Source organism: Yinghuangia soli (assembly GCF_021502675.1).
GTDB lineage: Bacteria > Actinomycetota > Actinomycetes > Streptomycetales > Streptomycetaceae > Yinghuangia > Yinghuangia soli.
This window is the reverse complement of sequence record NZ_JAKFHA010000026.1, coordinates 26,173-47,770: the sequence shown is the minus strand read 5'-3', so window position 1 is coordinate 47,770 and position 21,598 is coordinate 26,173. Positions and strand designations below refer to the sequence as shown.

Below are 21,598 nucleotides of genomic sequence, written 5' to 3'. Positions count from 1 at the left end.
GCGTCCACCCCGAGAAGCGTTCGCCCGAACGTCGCGCGCGGCGTTCGGGCGTGTTTCGTCACTGGAACGGATGGGTGATTTTCCCCGAGATCGGGGGATTGTCCAGTCGTGGTGATGACGTGGTGAGCTCTTCCGGCGGGGAACTGCCGGGCGCCGTGGCGCGGCTCCGGGACGAGGCCGACGGGGTGCGGCTGCCGCTCGACCTGCCCGGCGCGGACGAAGCCCGCCGTACGCGGCGCGAGTTGGTCGCCCAGCTCGACGACTACGTCCTGCCGCGTCTGCGGGAGCCGGATGCACCGCTGCTCGCGGTGGTCGGCGGGTCGACGGGAGCAGGCCGTTCGACCTTGGTGAACTCATTGGTCGGCCGCGAGGTGAGCCCGGCAGGCGTCCTCCGGCCGACCACGCGCGTACCTGTGCTCGTATGCCGTGCGGCCGATCGGCGCTGGTTCTCGGGCACGCGCGTACTTCCCGGACTGCGCCGCGTGGCAGCGGGCGCGACGACCGGGGACGAGGGGCCGGCGGTCGTCCTGCAGGTGGACGACCGCATCCCGGAGGGGCTGGCCGTCCTCGACATCCCGGACGTCGACTCGGTCGACTCCGCGAACCGCGACCTGGCGGTACGGCTGCTTGGCGCCGCCGACGTGTGGGTCTTCGTCACCACTGCGGCGCGGTACGCCGACGCCGTGCCGTGGCACATACTGCGTGTCGCCCGCGAGCGCACCGCCGAGATCGGCATCGTCCTCGACCGGGTGCCCGAGGAAGACCTCGACGAAGTCCGCGCGCATTTCGAGGCCATGCTCACCAGCGCCGGGCTCGGCAGCGTCCCGCTGTTCCTGCTGCCCGAGTCCACGCTCCGGCACCGGATGCTGACGCGTGATCAGGTCGCCCCGGTACGGAACTGGTTGTACGGCTTGGCCGTCGACCCCGACGTGCGCGCGGCGGCGCTGCGCCGCACCCTCGGCGGCGCGCTCGGCAGCCTGCCGCGGCGCGCCGGGGTGCTCGGCCGGGCCGCGGGACGCCAGCACGAGGCGGCCGCCGCCTTGGCCGCGTGTGCCGAACGGGCGTACGCCGCGGCCGTACGCCATGCCGACCACTCGCTGTGCAGCGGCGCACTCCTCACCGGCGACGTCCTCGCCGCGTGGCGGGCCTGGCACGCGTCCGGGCTGCCCGAGGCGGGCGCCGCCGCGGTCGAACAGGCGTTGGCGCACGGCACGGAGAGCCTGCTGCGCGACATCGCCGAACGCGCCGCCGGGCTCACCGACACCTGCTGGCGCGGCCGCCCCGGCGGCGTGGCGATGCCGTCCGCCTCGAAAGCGGAGGCATACGCCGAGGCCGCGGAAGCCGTCCGCGCATGGCACCGCGATACCGACGCACAGGTGCCCGCGGGGCTCGAGAACCGCCGGCGCGCGGCCGTACTCCTGACCGTCGCCGCCCTCACCGACCCGGACGGCGAGGCGGGCGCCCAGGCCCGCGACCTCCTGCCCGCCGGACTCGCCGACCAGGTCGAACCCGCCCGGAACCGGATCCGGGAGTGTGCCGCCGCCGTTCTCGGGGCAGCGAGGGAACGGCAGCTCGGCGCCGTGCGGGCCCTCCGCACCGATCCCGCCGAGGGACTGCACCAGGCGATGAGCGCGGTGAGGAGGGCGGGATGAACGCGCTGGCGGAACGCTTCACCGGGCCCTTCCCGGGCCACGACTACGGAACCGAGGAGGAGCCGTCGCGGCTGCTCGCCCGGCTCTCCGCCCTCGAACGCATGGCGGACGCCGCCGACGGCCGGCTGCCCGCCGAACAGCTCGCCCGCGCCCGTGCCTTGCTCGACCGGGCCGACGCACGGCTGCGCACCGCACCCCAGCACGCCGTCGTGGCGCTGGCCGGCGCCACCGGCTCGGGCAAATCGTCGCTGTTCAACGAACTCGTCGGACTCGGCCTCTCGCAGACCGGCGCGCGGCGGCCGACGACCGTCACCGCGATCTCGTGCGCCTGGGACCCCGACGGGGCCCGCCCGCTGCTCGACCTCCTCGGCCTGCCGCGGGCCCGGCAGATCCCGCGGCACGGCGCCCTGGACAGCACCGGGCCGCTCCAGGACCCGGTGCTGTCCCGGCTCGTGCTCGTCGACCTGCCCGACCACGACTCCGTCGAGACCGGGCACCGCGACGAGGTCGACCGCTTCGTCGCCGCCGCGGACCACCTGATCTGGGTCCTCGACCCGCAGAAATACGCCGACGCGCTCGTCCACGAACGCTACTTGCGGCCGCTCGCCAGGCACGGCGACGTCATGACCGTCGTGCTCAACCAGATCGACCGGCTTCCCGAGGGCACGGCCGACACCTGCCGTGCCGACCTGCGGCGGCTGCTGGCCGCCGACGGGCTGCCCGACGTACGCGTGGTCACCACGTCGGCGGTGACCGGCGAAGGGGTACGCGAACTCCGCGACATCGTCACGGCCGTCGCCGCCGGGCGCCGGGCCGCAGTCCTGCGGCTGTCGGCCGACCTTGACCTGCTCGCCGAAGGCTTCGACCCGGAGTTCACCGGCGTCGTGCCCGGCGCCGAGCCGGTGTCCGCGTCGGTACGCGCCGGACTCCTCCACGGCCTGGGCGCGGCCGCGGGGATCGGGACCGTCGCGGCGGCCGCGGCCCGCGAGGCGGGTGCCGTGCCGCAGCCCGTTCCGGTGCAGGCGCACCAGGTCGACCTCACGGTCCGGCACGCGGCCGCCGAACTCACGCGCGGGCTCCCGGAGCCGTGGGCCGAGGGCGTACGGAGAGTGCTGGGACGCGGGGCCCGGCGCGTACCGGCGGCCCTGGAAGTGGAGATGGCCGCCGGGCCGGTGGGCTGCCTGGGCATGCCCGGCCGCGTGCTCGGCGCCGCGGCAGCGATGTGGGCCGGGATCGTGCTGGCCTGCCTGGGCATCGTCGGCGTCGCGCTGGCCCTTGCCGATGTCGAACCGGTCGGACGCTGGAACGGCTGGTACGCGGCGCTGCTCCCGCTCGTCCTCGGGATCCTGCTCGCGGTGGGCGCCATGTACCTGGGGCAGCAGTGGCGCGCCGAGGCCGAGCGCGATCGGCGGGACGACGCGGAACGGCAATTGGCAGAGCGGGTCGCCGAAGTCGTCGACGAGTACCTGGTCGAACCGGCCACCGTGGAGTTGGAGCGGTACCGCGAGGCACACGCGCTGTTCGTCGCGGCCCGGGAACCGCTGCACGTGCGCTGAGCGCATGCGCTGAGACCGCCGGGGCCGCAAGTCGGATTCCTCTTCCCTGTGGACAACGGCCCAGCCCCCATGGGCCGTTTCACGCCCCCGAGGGATTGCGCCGCGCTCGCCGGTGTGCGGCAACCCCGTTGGGACGGGCGTCCCCCTCCCGTTGTCCACAGACCGGGCCCGAGGTGCCGCGGAGCCGTGCCGGATGCGGGGATCGTGGTCGTACGGCAGCGCCCACGCCGGGCCGCCGCAGCCACCGACCAGCACCGCACCCCGCCTCACCCCACCGGGAGGACCCCGTGAACGACACCTACGTGACCCTGATCGGCAACGTCGTCGGCGAGATCCGCTCCGCGACCACCGCGAACGGCGTGCCCATGGCCAAGTTCCGCTTCGGTGTCTCGCCGCGCCGCTTCGACCGCGAGCGCAACGAGTGGACGTACGGCGATTCCAGCTACTACACGGTGGTGGCCTGGCGCCGCCTGGCCGAGCACACGCTCAGCTCGGTGGACCGCGGCGATCCGCTCGTCGTGACCGGGCGGTTGAACGTCCGCGAGTGGATGCGCGACGACCGCTGGCACGTCAACGCCGAGGTCGAGGCCTGGTCCCTGGGCCACGACCTCACCCGCGGCACCTCCCGCTTCACCCGGGCCGGCCGCCGCGACCCCGACACGCAGCGCACCCTCGCCGCGGCCGCCGAACGCCCCGAACCACCCGGGCGCCCCGAGGAATCCGCCCTCCTCGGCGAGCAGCGCGAGCCCGCATCGTCACCTGCGGCCACCCACCTCGGGGAGAGAAAGGAGCACCAGACGACAGCCCGGGCCGCCTGAGCCCGTGGCGTCGGAGGGAGGGGATCCGACTCCGCGTCGCCCGGCTACGGTGCCCGGGGTCTCGTCGACTCCGGGTACGCCCGGTGCGTGTCCGCGACAAGCTCGGCACATGCGGTACCTGCCCAGGCCTCGGGAGGTCTGGACTCTGTTCCACGGCAGGGCGGTTCGGGATGATGAAGGGAGCGACGAAGGCACGCCGGGACCAGCGCGAGTGCGCGGTTGGGAGTGCAGGATGACGGCCGCCGAGGGGACCCGCGCCCGCTTCCGGGACGCCCGCGGGCAGGACTGGACCTGGGAACCGGCCGACGGCGTGGCGCTGTTCGCCGAGCTGACCGAGCTCTGCATCGCCCACCTGGGCCGCGAGCACCCGGACACCTTGGCGGCGCAGCACCAGCACCTCGTGCTCCGCGGCGACCTGCGGACCGCGGCGGTGGTCCGCGACCGGCTCGGGGAAGCGGTGGACGAGCGCGCCGAAGTGCTCGGCCCCGACCACCCCGAGGCGCTGCGGGCCAGGGACACCTACCTGTGGTGCGTGGCCGAGGCCGGCGACACCGGCCAAGCCGTCGCGCAGTACGCCAAGTTGGTCGAGCGCCTGATCCGGGTGCTCGGCCCCCAGCACCCCGACACCCTGACCGTCCGGGACTTCCACGCGGCCTACGTCCTCCGCAGCGGCAACGCCGGCAAGGCCCGCAAGCTGCGCGCCGCGCTGGCCACCGACTGGGCCCGGGTGCTCGGCGCCGATCACCCCGAGACCTTGCGGGCCCGCCACCTGTACGCCCAGTCCGTCGGAGCCGCCGGGGACACGCACGTCGCCGCCGCACTCTTCGCCTCGGCGGCCTGGGACCGCTCCCGGGTCCTGGGCCCCGACCATCCACTCACCTTGGAGAGCCGCCACCACCACGCCTACTGGACCGACCAGGACGACCGCACGGCCGAGGCGTACGCCTTGTTCGCCCAGGTCGCAGCCGACCGCGCCCGCGTCCTGGGCCGCGAACACCGGGACTCGATGGACTCGCAGTACATGTACGCCCTGTGCGCCGGCGCGGTCGTCGGCGTCCCCGAGACCATGGCCCTGCTGACCCCGCTCCTCGCCGACCAGACCCGCATCCTGGGCCCGGACCACCGCGACACCCTCCGGACCCGCCGCGTCCACGCGGTGTGCACCGGCGAGCTCGGCGACCCCCTGAACGCCCGCCGGCTCCTGGAAGCACTCGTCGCCGACACCGAGCGCGTCCTCGGCCCCAAACACCCGGACACCCGCGCCTACCGAAAGGACAAGTCCCACTGGACCCGAGCCCAACGCCGCCACCGCTGAACGCCCGGTGGACGCACAGCACGGCCCGACGGGTTTGAGCCGCGCCCACCGGTGCCACTCTCGCGGCAATGCCGGAGCATCCGGCACCTGCCACTCGCACCGCCGCCCCGGCTGCGCCGCGAAAGGAAGCACCGAGCATGCAAGCAGTGACCGACCAGGAGATCGCGGCCGCATTGCGGCCGCTCTACCCGCTGACCGAGGAGCGCGAGCGCATGGCGGCCCGGCACCCGCGGCGGACCGGCCCTAGCCGGAGCCGGACAACGGCGAAGAGGGAGTGCCAAGGCGAAGGCGGTACCGCAGGCTCGGACACCTCGTCGTGCGGATTCCGGGCGGAGCGATCGCCACGGTCCCAGACCGCCTTCACCGCCGAGCAGCTCGCCGAGATCGACGCATTCCTCCAGACCCGCAAGTCCGCGCCCGGGGCCCCGAAGCGCGGGAGCCGCTGACGGAGTGTCACGCCGGCGGTACGCGGTGATGGCCGTGCGGGTCAGGGCGGGACCGCTGACGAGGGTTGCACCGGGTAGGTCTGACGGAGCGTCACGGTGTCCGTACGGGGCGGTGCTCGGGCGTCCCGGTCTGCGGACGGGTGCGACGGGTGGAAAGCGACCTGCGTCACATTTGCGCGGGTCCCCGGGGGAATCCGTTCGCGTCGTGGTGGGGGGCCGGAAGACACTCGTGTCCGAGGACCTCACCCGCAGACCCTAGGATCGGAGTATGGCGGAGTACATCTACACGATGCGCAAGACGCGCAAGGCCCATGGGGACAAGGTCATTCTCGACGACGTGACCTTGTCGTTCCTGCCGGGCGCCAAGATCGGCGTCCTGGGTCCGAACGGCGCGGGCAAGTCGACCGTGCTCAAGATCATGGCGGGCCTGGAGCAGCCGTCGAACGGCGACGCGTTCCTGTCGCCCGGCTACTCGGTCGGCATGCTCCAGCAGGAGCCTCCGCTGAACGAGGAGAAGACGGTCCTGGAGAACGTCCAGGAAGGCGCCGCGGCCACGCTCGGGAAGCTCAACCGCTTCAACGAGATCGCCGAGCTCATGGCGACCGACTACTCCGACGCGCTCATGGACGAGATGGGCAAGCTGCAGGAGGAGCTGGACCACGCCAACGCGTGGGACATCGACGGGCAGCTGGAGCAGGCGATGGACGCGCTGGGCTGCCCGCCCGGCGACTGGCCGGTCACCAACCTGTCCGGTGGTGAGCGCCGCCGCGTCGCGCTGTGCAAGCTGCTGCTCGAGGCGCCCGACCTGCTGCTGCTCGACGAGCCCACCAACCACCTCGACGCCGAGTCGGTGCAGTGGCTGGAGCAGCACCTGGAGAAGTACCCGGGCACCGTCGTCGCGGTCACCCACGACCGGTACTTCCTCGACAACGTCGCGCAGTGGATCCTCGAGCTGGACCGCGGCCGCGCGTTCCCGTACGAGGGCAACTACTCGACCTACCTGGAGACCAAGCAGACCCGTCTCAAGGTCGAGGGCCAGAAGGACGCCAAGCGCGCCAAGCGGCTCAAGGACGAGCTCGAGTGGGTCCGCTCCAACGCGAAGGGCCGGCAGGCCAAGAGCAAGGCGCGTCTGGCCCGCTACGAGGAGATGGCCGCCGAGGCGGACAAGATGCGGAAGCTGGACTTCGAGGAGATCCAGATCCCGCCGGGTCCGCGCCTGGGCAACGTGGTCATCGAGGTCGACGCGCTCAACAAGGCGTTCGGCGAGAAGATCCTGATCGACGACCTGTCGTTCACGCTGCCGCGCAACGGCATCGTCGGCATCATCGGCCCGAACGGCGCGGGCAAGACCACGCTGTTCAAGATGCTGATCGGCGCCGAGAACCCGGATGGCGGCAACGTCAAGGTCGGCGAGACCGTCAAGATCTCGTACGTCGACCAGGGCCGGTCCAACATCGACCCCAAGAAGACGCTGTGGGAGGTCGTCTCCGACGGCCTGGACTACATCAACGTCGGCCAGGTCGAAATGCCGTCGCGCGCCTACGTGTCGGCGTTCGGCTTCAAGGGCCCGGACCAGCAGAAGCCCGCGGGCGTGCTGTCCGGCGGTGAGCGCAACCGCCTCAACCTCGCGCTCACCCTCAAACAGGGCGGCAACCTGCTGCTCCTGGACGAGCCGACCAACGACCTCGACGTCGAGACGCTCTCCTCGCTGGAGAACGCCCTGCTCGAGTTCCCCGGCTGCGCGGTGGTCGTGTCCCACGACCGCTGGTTCCTGGACCGCGTCGCGACGCACATCCTCGCCTACGAGGGCGAGTCGAAGTGGTTCTGGTTCGAGGGCAACTTCGAGTCGTACGAGAAGAACAAGATCGAGCGCCTCGGTGCGGAGGCGGCCCGTCCGCACCGCGCGACCTACAAGAAGCTCACCCGCGGCGGATCGGCCGCGGTCGGGCGCGGCCCCTCGGTGCGGGCAGACCGCACCGGGGGGCCGCGCTGCGCCCCGGGCGCCCGGCACCACCACAGAAAGGGCCTATCGTGGCCAGGCACGTGTACCAGGCAACCCTGCGGTGGTCCGACATGGACGCCTACCGGCACATCAACAACGTGCAGTACCTCCGCTACCTGGAGGAGGCCCGCGTCGACATGATGTTCACGCTCGGCCAGCGCGAAGGCGCCAAGACGCTGTCCGAAGGCGTCGTCATCGCCCGGCACGAGATCGACTACAAGCGCCCGCTGGTCTGGCGCCCCGAGCCGATCCGCATCGAGACCTGGGTGACGCAGATCCGCGCGGCCAGCTTCGCGCTCGCCTACGAAGTCCTGGACGACGACGGCGTGTACGCGCGCGCCGCGTCGGTCCTGGTGCCCTACTCGCTGGACGGCCAGCGGCCGCGCCGCGTCAACGACGAGGAACGCCGCTACCTCGAAGGCTTCCTGGAGCCCTGAGAACCACCATGACCGCCTTGCACCTCGGTGACCGATCGGGTCTCGCCGACCTTGCCGGATACCTCGTCCGACTGCTGCGCTACGACCGCGCCGCGGTCGTCCACCTGCGCGCCGACGGCCCGGTGCTCGGCACCTTCGGACGCCTGCCCTTCGGCGGCGGCACCTCGGGCGTCATCGCCCTGCGCACCACCGAACTCGCCGAGCCGGCCCGCCTGGACGCGGCCTACTCGGCCGGGCAACTGCTGGACGCCTTGAGCGCTGCGGACCCGGCCGGCGGGACCGCGGAAGCCGGGCAGCCGGACAAGACCGCAGCGCCCGGGGAGACCGCAGAGGCCGAGGCCGCGGCCACCGAGGCGGCCGCGCCCGCGTGCCACGAGGCTGCACTGCCCCCGACTACCCCGCCCACCCGGGCGATCGACGTCGTGCTCCCCGCTGCGGTGACCGGCCCGCCGTGGTCCGCGATGCTGCCGCCGCGCACCGGCTGGGCGCAGTTGGCATCCCTGCCGATCCCCGGCCTGGTCCGCGAAGTCGCCGAAGCGGTCGGCCGGTTCCGGGCCCGTACCGAGGCACTGCCCGCCGAGGAGCGGACCCGCCCGGCACTCGACCGGATCGCCGAGGACGTGTGGAGCAAGGCCCTCCCCGGTGTCCCCGGCACCCACGTCCCGCTGCGCGCCGCGCACGCCGCGGCCTCGCTCGGCTTCCTGGGCGCGGTCGACGCGGGCACCGAGGCGACGGTCCTGTCGGTCGGCGGCTGGCTCCGCCTCGACGGCCCGTACGGCTCGGTCTCGGTACGCCGCCCGGGCGCGACTACTCTCTTCGCCCCGCGCTGATCCGGGTGGCGATCCGGCGCGCCGCGCTGTGTGCGTTCCTCTTTGCGCGTTCCTCTTTCGTGTGAGGGGCTCCCGGGTCCGCCCGCGGGAGCCTCTATCGTCTGAGGCGAGCACGTAGCGTCATCGGACGAGCGCAGAGAGCAGCCGCACATGAGCACCCGCACGATCGAGGAGCCGGCCGCTGCGGCCGCCGACCCCGACGGACCACCCCCGCTCAGCGGCAGGCTGCCCCGCCCCTGGCTGTTCCCGCTGCTGGCGTACGCCTCGACCTGGATCCTCACGCTCGGCGTCTGGGCCTGGCTCGGCGACCGCAACGTCGCCCAGGTGCCCTCCGTGGAGCGCCGCAAGTACCACGGCTGGGAACTGCACTTCGTCTTCAAGGACGCCTCGAACTACCTGGACGTCGCACGCTTCGGCTACCCCGACGCGCTGCCGCTGGACGCCGACGGCTCGGTCAAGGCCAACAACACGGCCTTCTTCCCGCTGCTGCCCATGCTCGTCAAGGCAGTCGCGGTGCCGCTCGGCGGCCGCTACGTCCTGGCCGCCCTCGTCGTGTCCGTCGTGCTGGGCGCGGCAAGCGCGTTCGCGGTGTGGAAGCTGGCCGACCACCTGCGCGGCCGGCGCATCGCCGACCGGGCGGTGGTGCTGTACTGCCTGTTCCCCGGGGCGTTCGTCTTCGGCTTCCTCTACTCCGAGTCCCTCGCCGCACTGCTCGCCGCGTTCTGCCTCCTTGCGCTGGTGAAGCGGCAATGGGTCACGGCCGGCGTGCTGGCCGGAATCGGCACCGCGGTACGTCCCAACATGGTGGCGCTGTGCGCGGCCTGCGCGGTGGCGGCCGCGATCGCGGTGCACCGCAGCCGGGACTGGCGTGCGCTGTGGGCCCCGCTGCTGTCGCCGATCGGCGGCGCCGCGTACCTGGCGTGGGGGTCGCTGCGCTACGACGACCCGCGCTTCTGGTTCAAGACCCAGGCAGAAGGCTGGAACCAGCACACCGACTGGGGCGCGGCGACCGTCCGGCGGGTGCTGTGGCTGGACGCCGGGGTACGCGCCGAGCCCGCGCAGAACCTCATGCACACCGTCTTCTTCGTGCTCGCCGTGATCGGTGTCGTGTGGCTGCTGCGCGAGCGGCTCCCGGCACCGGTCACGGTGTTCACGCTGACTGTGTTGTTCCTCTCGTTCACGGCATCTGCACAGGGCAGCAAACCGCGGTTCGTGTGGACCGCGTTCCCCTTGTTCATCGCCGCGGCAGCCAGATTGCGCGGCCGGACGTTCGTGATCGTGACAGTTCTGTTCGCCGCCGGATTCGTCTGGCTGGCCGCGTGGTCCCCGCTGCACTACGGCCGCGGCGCCCCCTGAGTCCGGCGCCCCTGAGTCCGCCGGGTCAGCCGATCAGCACCAGCGGCCGCGTCGTCGGCGTGCTGGTCTCGTTGACCACGGCGTAGCGGCCCGGACCGACCGGGGCCACCGCGTACTTCGAGTCGACGGGGCTCTTGCCGTGCACCTCGCGCATCTGGTCGTCGCGCAGCACCTTGCCGGTGCCCGGCTCGAAGGTCCGCATGCGCGGCGACGATCCGTACGAGGCGTCGGTGGCGACCAGCACCCCGCCCGCTTCGGCGCGCAGCCCCACCACCGTCCGGTCGACGTCCTGCGACCACACGCGCCGGCCGTCGGCCAGCGAATAGCCGGACACCCGGTACTCGTCGGTGCCGGCCGCCTTGGCCGCGGTGACCATGATGCCGCCGACGACCGCGCTCAGGCGCGGGAGTTGCGCACCGAACCGGTCCCAGCGGCCGATCACCAGGTCCTCGTCGGCGCCGGTGACCGGGATGTCGGCCTGCGCCTTGCCGCTGCCGTCGAACGCCGTGACGGCCGGGTTCGAGCGCGGCTGCTGGCCCTGGTGCCACACCGCCACCGGACCCGTGCCGATGATCGCGACGGAAGTCGCCTTGTCCGGGCGCGGCAGCTTCGCGGCCCAGCGCTCGGTGCCGTCCGCCGGGGACAGCGAGCGGACCGTGCCGCCGAGCGTGGCCACCACGACTTCGCGGGCGTCCGCGTCGACGTCCACGGCGTACTGGTTCTCCCCGGTCGCCGCCTGCCACAGCGGTGCGCCGGTCCGGGCGTCGAGGCCCTGCAGCTTCTCGTGCTCGACCACGACGGCGACCCCGCCGGCCGCCGCGACCTTGCCGGACTGCTTGTCGTTCCCCTTGATCAGCGCGTTGGTCAGCGCCCGGTCCGGCTCGCCGATCCGGTACGTCCACAACGCGCGCCCGGTGCCCAGGTCGAGCGCGGTCACCGTGGCGCACGCGGCGTCGGACGGGCCGTGCAGCAGGAGGCCGACCCCGGCATCGGGCCGCGGGCTCGCCGAGCACACGACGTCGGTGCCGGGCAGCGTGAACGTCCAGGCCGTGGCGGGCTTGGCGGTGTCGTACCCGGTGGCCTGGTCGGGGCGGATGCGCACCACCGTCGTGCCGTGCTGCCACATCGCGACAGCGGCCATGCCTGCCGGGCGGTCGGGCGGCGCGGTCCAGGCGACCGGCACGCGGCCGTCGGACGTGAGGGCCCGCTCGATGGACTGCCCCGGGAAGATGGCCGCGCCGATGCCGACCGCGGCGAGGACTATGGCCAGCCTCTTCGGGGTGGTGAGCGCGAGCGCCGCGATCAGCACGAAGACAGCGGCGAAGGTGCAGACGAACGCGAGCACGATCAGCGGTGCGGTGCCCGTGGGGCAGGCCGGTCCGTCGTCGCCGCACTCGCCGCCGACATCGGACACCAGTCCCCAGCCGTAGTAGTGGAACAGCGCGGCCCAGCAGGCCAACAAGCCTGCGAGTACCGCCAAAACCGATCCGAACACGCTTCTCCGAAACACCGGAGCCCCCTCCGTCGCGACCGCCCCCACGTGGCGGCCGAGCATAGGGCCAGAGGCCGCGCCGCGCTGCGGAGGGGGAGGAGGGAGACGAGGCGTCGCCATAGGGCCATGGGGCACGCCGGGCTGCGGAGGGGCTCAAGGAGGCGCGGCCGCGCGAGAGGGCGACGGGGCACGCCGCGCTGCGGAGGGGGAGACGGGAGAGGAGGCCCTCGCCGTAGAGCCAAGGGGCACACCGGATTGCGGCCGATACGGAAGGAGACGCCGCCCCGCTCTAGGGCAGGGGCTCCCTACCGCGGACAGGGAAAGAGGCGGGCCCACCTCCCGCCGCCGGGTGCCGTGGAACTGCGCCAGGCGGAAAGCCGCATGGCATCGTGCGCAGCGGGCAGCGGGCAGCGGCATGTGCGGCAACTTCGGCGGACGGTCCGGAGGCGGCCCCGCCGGTACGGCACCGCATGAGCGGCAGCCGTGCCCGGCGGTTCGGCGGACGCCCCCGCCTGCCCGGCGGTGCCCGCGGCACTGCGCGATGTACGCGAAAAACGGATGGCGCAGAAGGTGTCGCGACCTGTTGGATTGAGGGTCGGACTACGCGCGTTTGCGGCCATGGTCTGGACCAATCCGACCGGGTTGCCAACTAGCCGATTGTTTCCTTGACACCTTGCGTAAACGCGATACATCGTGTCCGTGAGAAGGCTCGCGACATATCGCGTTTGTGGGGGCTACATGAAGAGCTGGGAAAAGCTGTCCGCGCTGCCATGCGGTCGGCGAAGTAAATGGGTAGTGGTCGTCGGCTGGCTGATCATCGTCATGGCACTGATGCCGACGCTGGGGTCGAAGCTGGCCGGCGCGCAGAACAACGAGATGGCCGCGTGGCTGCCCGGCAGCGCCGAGTCCACGAAGGTCGTCGAGGAGCAGGAGAAGTTCCGCGACGAGCTCTTCGCGCCGGGTGTCGTGGTGTGGGAGCGCGCGTCGGGCCTGACCGACGCCGACCGCGCCGCGATCGACGACGACGCCAAGGCGTTCGCCGGCATCAAGGGCGTCATCGGCCCGCTGCCCGGTGTCACGTACGACCCGAGCGGCAAGGCCGCGCAGATCGTCATCCCGATCGAGATCGCCAAGGAAGGCTGGGGCGACCTCCTCAAGACGGTCGACGCGATCGAGGAGACCGCGGCGAACAACCCCGCGGGGCTCAAGCACTACACGACCGGCCCGGCGGGTATCGGGGCCGACCAGGCGTCCGCGTTCGAGGGTCTGGAAGGCACGATCCTCTACGCCACCATGGGCGTCGTCATCCTCATCCTGCTGCTGACGTACCGCTCGCCGGTCCTGTGGATCGTCCCGGTGCTCTCCGCGGTGTTCGCGATGTTCACCGCGTGGTCCGCGGTGTACCTGAGCACCAAGGCCGGTGTCACGGTCAACGGCCAGAGCTTCGCGGTGCTCAACATCATGATCTTCGGCGCGGGCACCGACTACGCGCTGCTGCTCATCGCCCGGTACCGCGAGGAGCTCGCCAACTTCGAGGACCGGCACGAGGCGATGGCGCACGCGCTGCACCGCGCCGGCCCGGCCATCGTGGCCAGCGCCGCGACCGTGGCGCTGAGCATGCTGGTGCTGCTCGCCGCGGACATGAACTCGACGCAGGGCATGGGCCCGGTCTGCGCGATCGGCATCGCGGTCGGCCTCGTCGTCATGCTGACCCTGCTGCCCGCGCTGCTGGTCATCTGCGGCCGCTGGATCTTCTGGCCCAAGAAGCCCCGGGTGGGCGAGGTCTCGGTGCACAAGGGCGGCATCTGGGACCGCGTGGGCGGCCTCATCGGCCGCCGTTCGCGCTCGGTCTGGGTCGTCACCGCGATCATCCTCGGTGCGCTCTCGTTCGGCATCATGCAGCTGCAGACCGGCGGCGTGAAGAACGAGGACCAGTTCACCAACAAGCCGTCGTCCATCGTCGGTGCCGAGGTGTCCGGCAAGTACTTCCCGCAGGGCTCCGGCGACCCGGTGCACGTGCTGGCGAACAAGAGCCAGCAGGGCGCCGTCCAGGCCGCACTGGCCTCGGTCAAGAACGTCGACCCGAACGGCATCATCCCCACCGGGGAAGCGGGCGACCGGGTCGAGCTGTCGGTCACGCTCACTGTGCCGACGGACACCGACGAAGCCCGGGACACCGTCACCGCGATGCGCAAGGCGGTGCACGCGGTGCCCCAGGCCGACGCCATCGTCGGCGGCGGCCCGGCCCTGGTGCTCGACATGATGAAGGCGTCCGAACGCGACGACAAGGTGATCATCCCGCTCATCCTGATCGCCGTGTTCCTGGTGCTGTGCGTGCTGCTGCGCTCGATCATCGCGCCGCTCATCCTCATCGCCACCGTGGTGCTGTCGTTCGCCGCGGCGCTCGGCATCAGCGCGTTCTTCTTCGAGAACGTCTTCGGATTCGTCGGCGGCGACCCGTCACTGCCGCTGTTCGTGTTCGTCTTCCTCGTCGCCCTGGGCATCGACTACAACATCTTCCTGATGCACCGGGTCCGCGAGGAGTCCGTCAAGCACGGCACCCGCAAGGGCGCCCTGATCGGCCTGTCCGCCACCGGCGGCGTCATCACCTCGGCCGGCCTCGTGCTCGCCGCGACGTTCGCGGTGTTCACCGCGATGCCGCTGGTCGGCTTCGTGACGATGGGCTTCGCGGTCGCCCTCGGCGTCCTGCTCGACACCTTCGTGGTCCGCTCGGTCCTGGTGACCGCGCTGACCCACGACATCGGCCGCAAGATCTGGTGGCCGGGCGAGCTGGCGAACCGGCCCGACGAGCCCGACGACGACGGCGGTGCCGGCGGCCAGGGCAGCGACGACCGCGACAAGGTGCTCGTCTAGCAACAAGCAACAAGCAACAGCAGCAACCGGCAGGTATGCAGCAGGGCGCGTACGGCCGCCGACGCTCCGTCAGCAGCCGTACCGCCAGGGGCGCGTGGTGGTCCGAGATGCGAATCTTGGTCTACCGCGCGCCCCTTTGCGTGACATACACTCCCCATCCCTGCCGGGCCGCCACGTGTCACCGGATATGTACGAACGTGCGCGGCACGCAACTCCTGTGTCCTGGACCGGTAACCGCGGTCCCGAACCCATGGTGCCGCCGCCGGGGCGCCGCCAATCTGGACCCAGCCCGCCGGACTGCCCCGTGGTGACCGGCGGATCGCGGGACCCGCGTGCCGACCCGAGGGGGGGACGGCATGTGGGGGCATCCCGGCAAGGGCGGTCTCACCCCCAGGAGGCCGCCCTTGGCATGTCCGGCAGGAGCGCCGCCCGGCGCCGGCACGGCGTACGGGTCAGCCGCCCACGCTCCACCACGCCGTGGTGTGCGCGGGCAGCACGTGCCCGCCGTCCGGGCTCGCGTCCACCGGCCCGCTCGCCAGCAGCAGCGCCCCGATCGGCCCGTACTCCACCGGCGCGTCCGTCGGATTCGCGGTGCACACGAACCCGGGATCGCGGACGAACGCCAGTGTCCCCGGCGGCGTCCGCATCCACGTCAGGCGCCCCGCCCGCTCCGCCGGCCCGGTCCCGCGGCCCAGCGCCGGGTGTTCGCGGCGCAGCCGCAGCGCCCGCCGGTAGAACTGCAGCGTGGACGCCGGATCGGCGGCCTGCGACGCCGCGTTCAGCGCCCGCCAGGCGGCCGGCTGCGGCAGCCAGGAGCGCCCGCTCGGCGAGAACCCCAGCGCGGGCCCGTCGTCCGACCACGGCAGCGGCACCCGGCACCCGTCCCGGCCCCGCACCTTGCCGCCGGACCGCAGGAACACCGGGTCCTGGCGCAACTCGTCGGGCAGGTCGAGTACTTCCTCCAGGCCCAGTTCCTCGCCCTGGTAGAGGTACACCGAGCCGGGCAGCGCGAGTTCGACGAGCAGCGCGGCAAGCGCCCGGTCCAGCCCGCCCAACCGGGTCGGCGCCCGCACCACGTCGTGGTTGGCCAGCACCCACGTCGGCGGGGCACCGGTCTTGTCCGCCGCGGCGAGCGACGAGTCCACCACCGACCGGATCCGCTCCGCATCCCAACCGGCCATCAGATAGGGGAAGTTGAACGCCTGATGCAGCTCGTCGGGCCGGGTGTACGCGGCCAGCCGCTCCGGCTGCGGGACCCACGCCTCGGCGACCGCGATCCGGTCGCCCGGGTACGCGTCGAGGACCTGCCGCCAGCCGCGGTAGATGTCGTGCACCTCGGGCTGGTCCCAGTACGGCAGCCGGTGGTTCATGCGGCCTTCCCAGCCCTGCGGGATCTCGCCCGCGTCCGGCAGGCCGACCGCCTTGACCAGGCCGTGCGCCACGTCGATGCGGAACCCGTCCACGCCGCGGTCGAGCCAGTGCCGCAGGATCGACAAGTACTCGGCGCGCACTTCGAGGTTGCGCCAGTTCAAGTCGGGCTGCTCGGGCGCGTACAGGTGCAGGTACCACTGCCCGGGACGGCCGTCCGCATCGGCGGTGCGCGTCCACGCGGCGCCGCCGAACTGCGACGTCCAGTCGTTGGGAGGGGCGTCCCCGCCCGGGCCGCGGCCGTCGCGGAACAGGTAGCGGGCCCGCTCCGGCGAACCGGGCGCGGCGGCCAGCGCCGCCCGGAACCACGCGTGCTCGTGCGAGGTGTGGTTGGGCACGACGTCGACGACCACCCGCAGCCCGAGTGCATGCGCCCGGTCCACCAGCAGGTCGAAGTCGGCGAGCGTGCCGAACAGCGGGTCCACGCCGCGCGGATCGGCGACGTCGTAGCCGGCGTCGGCCATCGGCGACGGGTAGAAGGGGCTCAGCCACAGCGCGTCGACGCCCAGGTCGCGCAGATGCGGCAGCCGCTCGACCACACCGGGCAGATCACCGACGCCGTCGCCGTCCGCGTCCGCGAAACTGCGCGGGTACACCTGGTAGAAGACCGCGTCCCGCCACCATTCGCCGCCGTCCACGTGGGTCGCCACCTCCGCAGCCGTCCGAGCCGTCCGGGCCTTCTGAGCCGTACGGATCGTTCCCGAAGCGGACCGCACCGAACCGAATCGAAGGAAACCGAACCCGGCTGAACCCGACTGAACCGGAGCCGCCCGCGCCCGAGCGAACCGCACCGGGCGGCGGAGGCGCGCTACTCCGCCTGGTTCACCATCGACTCGGCGGCGTACACGAGGTAGTCCCACAGCTGGTCGCGGTACGCGTCCTCCAGCGCGAGCTCCTCCACCGCCGCGTGCATGTGCCGCAGCCAGGCGTCGCGCGCGGCCGGGGTGACCGCGAACGGCGCATGCCGCATGCGCAGCCGGGGATGGCCACGCTCGTCGCTGTAGGTCCGCGGCCCGCCCCAGTACTGCATGAGGAACAGCCGCAGCCGGTCCTCGGCGCCCGCCAGATCCTCTTCCGGGTACATCGGACGCAGCAGCGGGTCGGTCCGCACGCCTTCGTAGAAGCGGTGCACGAGCTTGGCGAAGGTCTCCTCGCCGCCGACCGCGTCGTAGAAGGAAGGGGGCTGGTCCGCCGTCGAATCACTCACCCGACCATCCTCGCAGACGGGAACCCCCGAACGGGGGAATCCGCGGGCTACGCAGGCGGCTGGGGAGCGGCCGGCGGCGGGGCCGGCGGGGCGGGCTCGGCCGGCGCCGAGGCACCCGCGGAGGCAGCCTCGGGTACGCCGGTGGGCACCACGACCGGCTCGCTGAGCCGCACCCCCGCGTCGTCGAACGCGTGCTTGAGGCGGCCCCGCAGCTCGCGCGCGACCGGCAGCTCCTGCCCCGGCATCGTCTTGATCTGGACCTGCAGCACCACCGACTCCGCGGTGACCGACTCCATGCCGATCACCTCGCCCGGGCCCCACACCGTCTCGTTCCACTGCTCGTCGTCGGCGAGCTGCTCGGTGGCGGTGACGATCAGGTCGCGCACCTTCTCGACGTCCTCGCGGTAGCCGACCTGCACGTCGACCTTGGCGGTGCCCCAGCCCTGGCTGCGGTTCCCGACCCGTTTGATCTCGCCGTTGCGGACGTACCAGACCGTGCCGTCGACGTCCCGCAGCTTGGTGATGCGCAGCCCGACCTCGATGACCGTGCCGGACGCGGGACCGGCGTCCACCAAGTCCCCGACGCCGTACTGGTCCTCGAGGATCATGAACATGCCGGACAGGAAGTCGGTGACCAGGTTCCGCGCGCCGAAGCCGATCGCCACGCCCGCGATGCCGGCGCTGGCCAGCAGCGGGGCCAGGTTCACGTTGAGCTCGCTGAGCACCAGCAGCGTGGCGATGCCGAGGATCACGAAGGACGCCATGCTGCGCATGACCGAGCCGACCGTCTCGGCGCGCTGCCTGCGGCGCTCGGCGTTGAGCAGGAACCCGGTGACCGGGCGGCCGCTGCCGTTCGAGCCGTCGTTGGCCATCCGGGCGATCAGCTGGGTGATCATCTTGCGGGTGATGGCCCGCAGGATCAGCGCCACGATGATGATGACCAGGATCCGGATGGGGGTCACCACGAGGGCCTCGCCGTGCCGGTCGAACCAGGTCGACACCTTTTCGTTCTGCTGCCCATCGTCGGCGGCGAGCAGGACGGCCGGCATTCCCGGAACGAACACGAACGGACCTCTCTGCAGGGGCTGGTTTCCCCCACCACGGTAACGGCACGGCGGTCCATGCCCGGTTTCTGCCCTCAGGGCGCGGGCGTCAGTCCGGTCCAGCGTGCCAGGAACGCCAAAGTGTCCGCGGACAGTTCGACCGAGCGGGTGACCGAGCGGTCGGCGTGGCCGACGTCGGACTCGGCGCGCAGCAGCACCGGGCGGCTGCCCGCCCCGGCGGCCTGCAGCGCGGCGCACATCTTGCGGGCGTGCAGCGGGTCGACGCGGGTGTCGCCGTCGAACACCGTGAACAGCACCGCGGGGTACTCCACGCCCTCGGCCACGTGGTGGTACGGCGAGTAGCCGAGCAGCCAGTCCAGTTCCTCGGGCACCTCGACCGTGCCGTACTCGTCGGTCCACAGCCGGCCCAGGCCGAAGTTCTCGTACCGGACCATGTCCAGGAGCGGTGCGGAGCAGACCACCGCGGCGTACAGCTCGGGCCGCTGGGTCAGCGCCGCGCCGACCAGCAGGCCGCCGTTGGAGCCGCCCGAGATGCCCAGCCCGCCGGGCGCCGCCCAGCCCTCCGCGACCAGGTGCTCGGCGGCCGCGTGGAAGTCGTCGAAGACGCGCTGCTTGTGCTCGCGCATGCCCGCGCGGTGCCAGTCCTCGCCCTCCTCGCTGCCGCCGCGCAGGCCGGCGATGGCGTAGACGCCGCCGGCCTCGACCCAGGTGAGCACGCCGGCCGAGTAGCCGGGCGTCATCGGGATCGCGAAGCCGCCGTAGCCGTAGAGCACGGTCGGCCGTGGCATGTCGGGCTCGGGGGTGGGCGAGATGACGAACATGCGGACGGTGGTGCCGTCCTTGGAGGTGTACTCCTCCTGCCGCACGTGGACGTCCGGGACGTCCACGCTGCCGGGTGCGGTGGCCCAGGTGGTCACCTCGCCGGTGCGGGCGTCGTAGCGGCGCACCGAGGACGGCGTGCGGTAGTCGGACCAGCCGAACCAGGCCTCGCAGCCGCCCCCGTCGCGTTCCACGAGGCTGCCGATCGACCCCGGGCCGGCCGCCGGTCCGGTGCCGTCCGGTCCGGTGCCGCCGGGCGGCACGGGGCCGAGCAGGGCTCCGGTGCGCAGGTCGTGCCGGGTGAGCTCGCCGGCCGCGTGCCGGGTCCAGGCGGCCAGCAGCACGGGCGCGTCGCCGAGTTCGGGGCCGTCGAGGATCGCGTAGTCCTCCAGCACCGCGGCCGGGTCCTCGGCGATGAGCGTGGTCCAGGTGCCCGGGCCCAGGTCGGCGGCGTCCGGGTCGGCCACGCACAGGCGGCCGCGCGGCGCGTCGAGGTCGGTGAAGATGTAGAGCCGCCCGTCGCGGGCCGGGTACGCGCCGGTCCGCGCGTCGAGGCCGACCTGGACAGGGCGCAGCACCGGCGCCTCCGGGGCGGACGCGGCCAGGTCGGCGAGCCACAGGTCGTTGCGCGGCGCGGTGCCCTCCGAGGCGCTGACCACCAGGTGGCGGCCGTCGCGCGAGACGGACACCCGGAAGAAGGACGTCTTGTCCTGCCCGGCGCCGAACACCTCGACGTCGTCGGTGTCCGGGTCGGTGCCGAGCCGGTGCAGGTAGACGCGGCGGTGGTACTGCGCCTCGTCCGCCGGGACCTGCCCGGGCGGCAGGTTGCGCTGGATGTACATGGCCCGGCCGCCGGGCAGCCAGGCCAGCGGCGATTCGCGGGTGCGGGTGACCGGTCCGTCGACGCGCGCGCCGGTGGCCACGTCGATCACATGGAGCTCGGACTCCTCGGTGCCGCCGCGGGAGATGCGGTACGCCAGCAGGTCGCCTTCGAGCGAGGGCCGCCAGTCGTCGAGCGTGGTGGTGCCGTCCGGATCGAGCGCCACCGGGTCCAGAAGCACCCGTTCGGCCCCATCCGGGCCGGCGGTCAGCAGGACGGCGTGTTCCTGGCCGGGCAGCCGGCGCCGGAAGAAGCAGCGGTCGCCGCGCCAGACCGGCGTGCCGACCGTTCCGGTGGCCAGCAGACCGGCGATGCGGTCCCGGATCCGGTCGCGGGCGGGCAGGTCGCCGGCGGCCGCCCGGAACAGCTCTTCCTGGGCCGCGGACCATGCCCGGGTGGCCGCGGAGTCCGCGTCCTCGAGTGGCCGGAACGGGTCGGCCACGGGCCGCCCGGCGAGCACGTCGACGGTGTCCGACCTGGGGGCGGCGGGATACTCCGGGCGCGTCATGGCGTGGATCCTAATGCCGCCCGGATCAGGGCACCCACAGGTGAACGACGTGTGACCTTGGGGATTCTTTGTAGCGCGAGGGGTAGGCGGGCAGCGACACTGGGATCCGATCGTCCCGGCACGAGCCACGTGCCGCAGGCGTTAAAGGAGGCATTACGTGCCGCATTCACTGGTCCTCAACGCGTCGTACGAGCCGCTGTGCGTGGTCTCCGTGCGGCGAGCACTGATCCTCGTGCTCAACAACAAGGCCACCTGCCTGGAGGAATCCGGCAGCATTCTGCACAGCGCCACCACCGAGATCCCGGTTCCGAGCGTCATCCGCCTGACGCGATTCGTCCGCATCCCTTTTCGGGGGCAGGTTCCGCTCACCCGCCGTGCGCTTTTCGCACGGGACGGCGGACGCTGCGTGTACTGCGGGGGCGCCGCTACCAGCGTCGACCACGTCATTCCGCGCAGCCGGGGCGGGCAGCACACCTGGGAGAACGTGGTCTCGGCGTGCCGGCGCTGCAACCACGTCAAGAGCGACCGCTACATCGCGGAGCTGGGGTGGCGGATGCACCGCAAGCCCACCCAGCCGAGCGGTCTGGCGTGGCGGATCATCGGGACGGGGTTCCGCGATCCGCGCTGGGAGCCCTACCTGGCGCCGTACGGGGCCGACGAGTACGGGTCCCGCACCGATCACCAGTACCAGCCGCATCACCAACACCAGCACCAACATCAGCATCAGCATTTTGGGCACGGCGCCCGCGATGGGCATTTTGGACAATTTGATAATTTCGACCAAGCCGCAAGCGCATAACGGCGGCGGGCTCTGCCGGACGAGGCAGCCAGTCCGCCGCCGTCGCCGTATCCCGGGTATCCCGCGCACGGCCGTCCGGCCGGCGGCCCCTAGGCTCGCACCCCGAGCCTTCGGG

General features: G+C 72.4%; 15 protein-coding genes and 1 pseudogene. 11 read left to right on the top strand and 5 right to left on the bottom strand.

Features of this window, described 5'->3' with window-relative positions; genetic code table 11:
* Nucleotides 1–119: 119 nt before the first annotated feature.
* From LZ495_RS31470 to LZ495_RS31430, 9 genes and pseudogenes are all read left to right on the top strand, one after another.
* On the top strand, nt 120–1,652 hold the full coding sequence (locus LZ495_RS31470) for a dynamin family protein (RefSeq protein ID WP_235056360.1): 1,533 nt from the start codon (nt 120–122) through the stop codon (nt 1,650–1,652).
* Nucleotides 1,649–3,208: a GTPase gene (locus tag LZ495_RS31465; protein ID WP_235056359.1), complete on the top strand. Its 1,560-nt coding sequence runs from the start codon at nt 1,649–1,651 to the stop codon at nt 3,206–3,208. The genes LZ495_RS31470 and LZ495_RS31465 overlap by 4 nt, the downstream gene beginning before the upstream one ends.
* 287 nt (nt 3,209–3,495) lie before the next feature.
* The gene (locus LZ495_RS31460) at nt 3,496–4,026 is read left to right on the top strand and encodes a single-stranded DNA-binding protein (RefSeq protein ID WP_235056358.1); all 531 of its coding nucleotides are present in this window, start codon (nt 3,496–3,498) and stop codon (nt 4,024–4,026) included.
* A gap of 232 nt (nt 4,027–4,258) precedes the next feature.
* On the top strand, nt 4,259–5,341 hold the full coding sequence (locus LZ495_RS31455) for a tetratricopeptide repeat protein (RefSeq protein WP_235056357.1): 1,083 nt from the start codon (nt 4,259–4,261) through the stop codon (nt 5,339–5,341).
* Nucleotides 5,342–5,478: 137 nt separating this feature from the next.
* On the top strand, nt 5,479–5,787 hold the full coding sequence (locus tag LZ495_RS31450; RefSeq protein ID WP_235056356.1) for a hypothetical protein: 309 nt from the start codon (nt 5,479–5,481) through the stop codon (nt 5,785–5,787).
* A gap of 268 nt (nt 5,788–6,055) precedes the next feature.
* Nucleotides 6,056–7,717 (top strand): annotated as a pseudogene (gene ettA / locus LZ495_RS31445) (energy-dependent translational throttle protein EttA); the annotation flags it as partial.
* 101 nt (nt 7,718–7,818) lie between these two features.
* On the top strand, nt 7,819–8,226 hold the full coding sequence (locus LZ495_RS31440; protein ID WP_235056355.1) for an acyl-CoA thioesterase: 408 nt from the start codon (nt 7,819–7,821) through the stop codon (nt 8,224–8,226).
* A gap of 8 nt (nt 8,227–8,234) precedes the next feature.
* Nucleotides 8,235–9,056, top strand: a complete 822-nt coding sequence (locus tag LZ495_RS31435; protein ID WP_235056354.1) for a DUF8185 domain-containing protein — start codon at nt 8,235–8,237, stop codon at nt 9,054–9,056.
* Nucleotides 9,057–9,206: 150 nt separating this feature from the next.
* Nucleotides 9,207–10,412: a glycosyltransferase family 39 protein gene (locus tag LZ495_RS31430; protein ID WP_235056353.1), complete on the top strand. Its 1,206-nt coding sequence runs from the start codon at nt 9,207–9,209 to the stop codon at nt 10,410–10,412.
* Between the two features lie 25 nt (nt 10,413–10,437).
* Here the strand turns inward: LZ495_RS31430 and LZ495_RS31425 are convergent, their stop codons facing one another.
* The gene (locus LZ495_RS31425; protein WP_235056352.1) at nt 10,438–11,892 is read right to left on the bottom strand and encodes an outer membrane protein assembly factor BamB family protein; all 1,455 of its coding nucleotides are present in this window, start codon (nt 11,890–11,892) and stop codon (nt 10,438–10,440) included.
* 750 nt (nt 11,893–12,642) lie between these two features.
* On the opposite strand from LZ495_RS31425, the gene LZ495_RS31420 reads away from it, so the two are divergent.
* Nucleotides 12,643–14,778 carry an MMPL family transporter gene (locus LZ495_RS31420; RefSeq protein ID WP_235056351.1) on the top strand — a complete coding sequence of 712 codons (2,136 nt, stop codon included), beginning with the start codon at nt 12,643–12,645 and terminating at the stop codon, nt 14,776–14,778.
* Between the two features lie 452 nt (nt 14,779–15,230).
* Here the strand turns inward: LZ495_RS31420 and LZ495_RS31415 are convergent, their stop codons facing one another.
* The 4 genes from LZ495_RS31415 to LZ495_RS31400 form a co-directional block, all read right to left on the bottom strand.
* Nucleotides 15,231–16,856, bottom strand: coding sequence for a glycoside hydrolase family 13 protein (locus LZ495_RS31415; RefSeq protein WP_235056350.1), 1,626 nt, complete (start codon nt 16,854–16,856; stop codon nt 15,231–15,233).
* Nucleotides 16,857–17,014: 158 nt separating this feature from the next.
* Nucleotides 17,015–17,413, bottom strand: coding sequence for a globin (locus LZ495_RS31410; RefSeq protein WP_235056349.1), 399 nt, complete (start codon nt 17,411–17,413; stop codon nt 17,015–17,017).
* 47 nt (nt 17,414–17,460) lie between these two features.
* Nucleotides 17,461–18,477 (bottom strand): mechanosensitive ion channel family protein, encoded by a 1,017-nt coding sequence (locus LZ495_RS31405; protein WP_235056348.1) that lies wholly within the window; start codon nt 18,475–18,477, stop codon nt 17,461–17,463.
* Nucleotides 18,478–18,551: 74 nt separating this feature from the next.
* On the bottom strand, nt 18,552–20,684 hold the full coding sequence (locus tag LZ495_RS31400) for a prolyl oligopeptidase family serine peptidase (RefSeq protein WP_235056347.1): 2,133 nt from the start codon (nt 20,682–20,684) through the stop codon (nt 18,552–18,554).
* 157 nt (nt 20,685–20,841) lie between these two features.
* Between LZ495_RS31400 and LZ495_RS31395 the strand changes: the two genes are divergently transcribed.
* Nucleotides 20,842–21,483 (top strand): HNH endonuclease, encoded by a 642-nt coding sequence (locus LZ495_RS31395; protein WP_235056346.1) that lies wholly within the window; start codon nt 20,842–20,844, stop codon nt 21,481–21,483.
* Nucleotides 21,484–21,598 lie beyond the last annotated feature (115 nt).

What these genes read in the sequence shown, in the direction of transcription:
- LZ495_RS31465 (WP_235056359.1), top strand. Translation starts at nt 1,649, where the DNA reads ATGAACGCGCTGGCGGAACGCTTCACCGGGCCCTTCCCGGGCCACGAC.
- LZ495_RS31455 (WP_235056357.1), top strand. Translation starts at nt 4,259, where the DNA reads ATGACGGCCGCCGAGGGGACCCGCGCCCGCTTCCGGGACGCCCGCGGG.
- LZ495_RS31450 (WP_235056356.1), top strand. Translation starts at nt 5,479, where the DNA reads ATGCAAGCAGTGACCGACCAGGAGATCGCGGCCGCATTGCGGCCGCTC.
- LZ495_RS31435 (WP_235056354.1), top strand. Translation starts at nt 8,235, where the DNA reads ATGACCGCCTTGCACCTCGGTGACCGATCGGGTCTCGCCGACCTTGCC.
- LZ495_RS31430 (WP_235056353.1), top strand. Translation starts at nt 9,207, where the DNA reads ATGAGCACCCGCACGATCGAGGAGCCGGCCGCTGCGGCCGCCGACCCC.
- LZ495_RS31420 (WP_235056351.1), top strand. Translation starts at nt 12,643, where the DNA reads ATGAAGAGCTGGGAAAAGCTGTCCGCGCTGCCATGCGGTCGGCGAAGT.
- LZ495_RS31400 (WP_235056347.1), bottom strand. Translation starts at nt 20,684, where the DNA reads ATGACGCGCCCGGAGTATCCCGCCGCCCCCAGGTCGGACACCGTCGAC.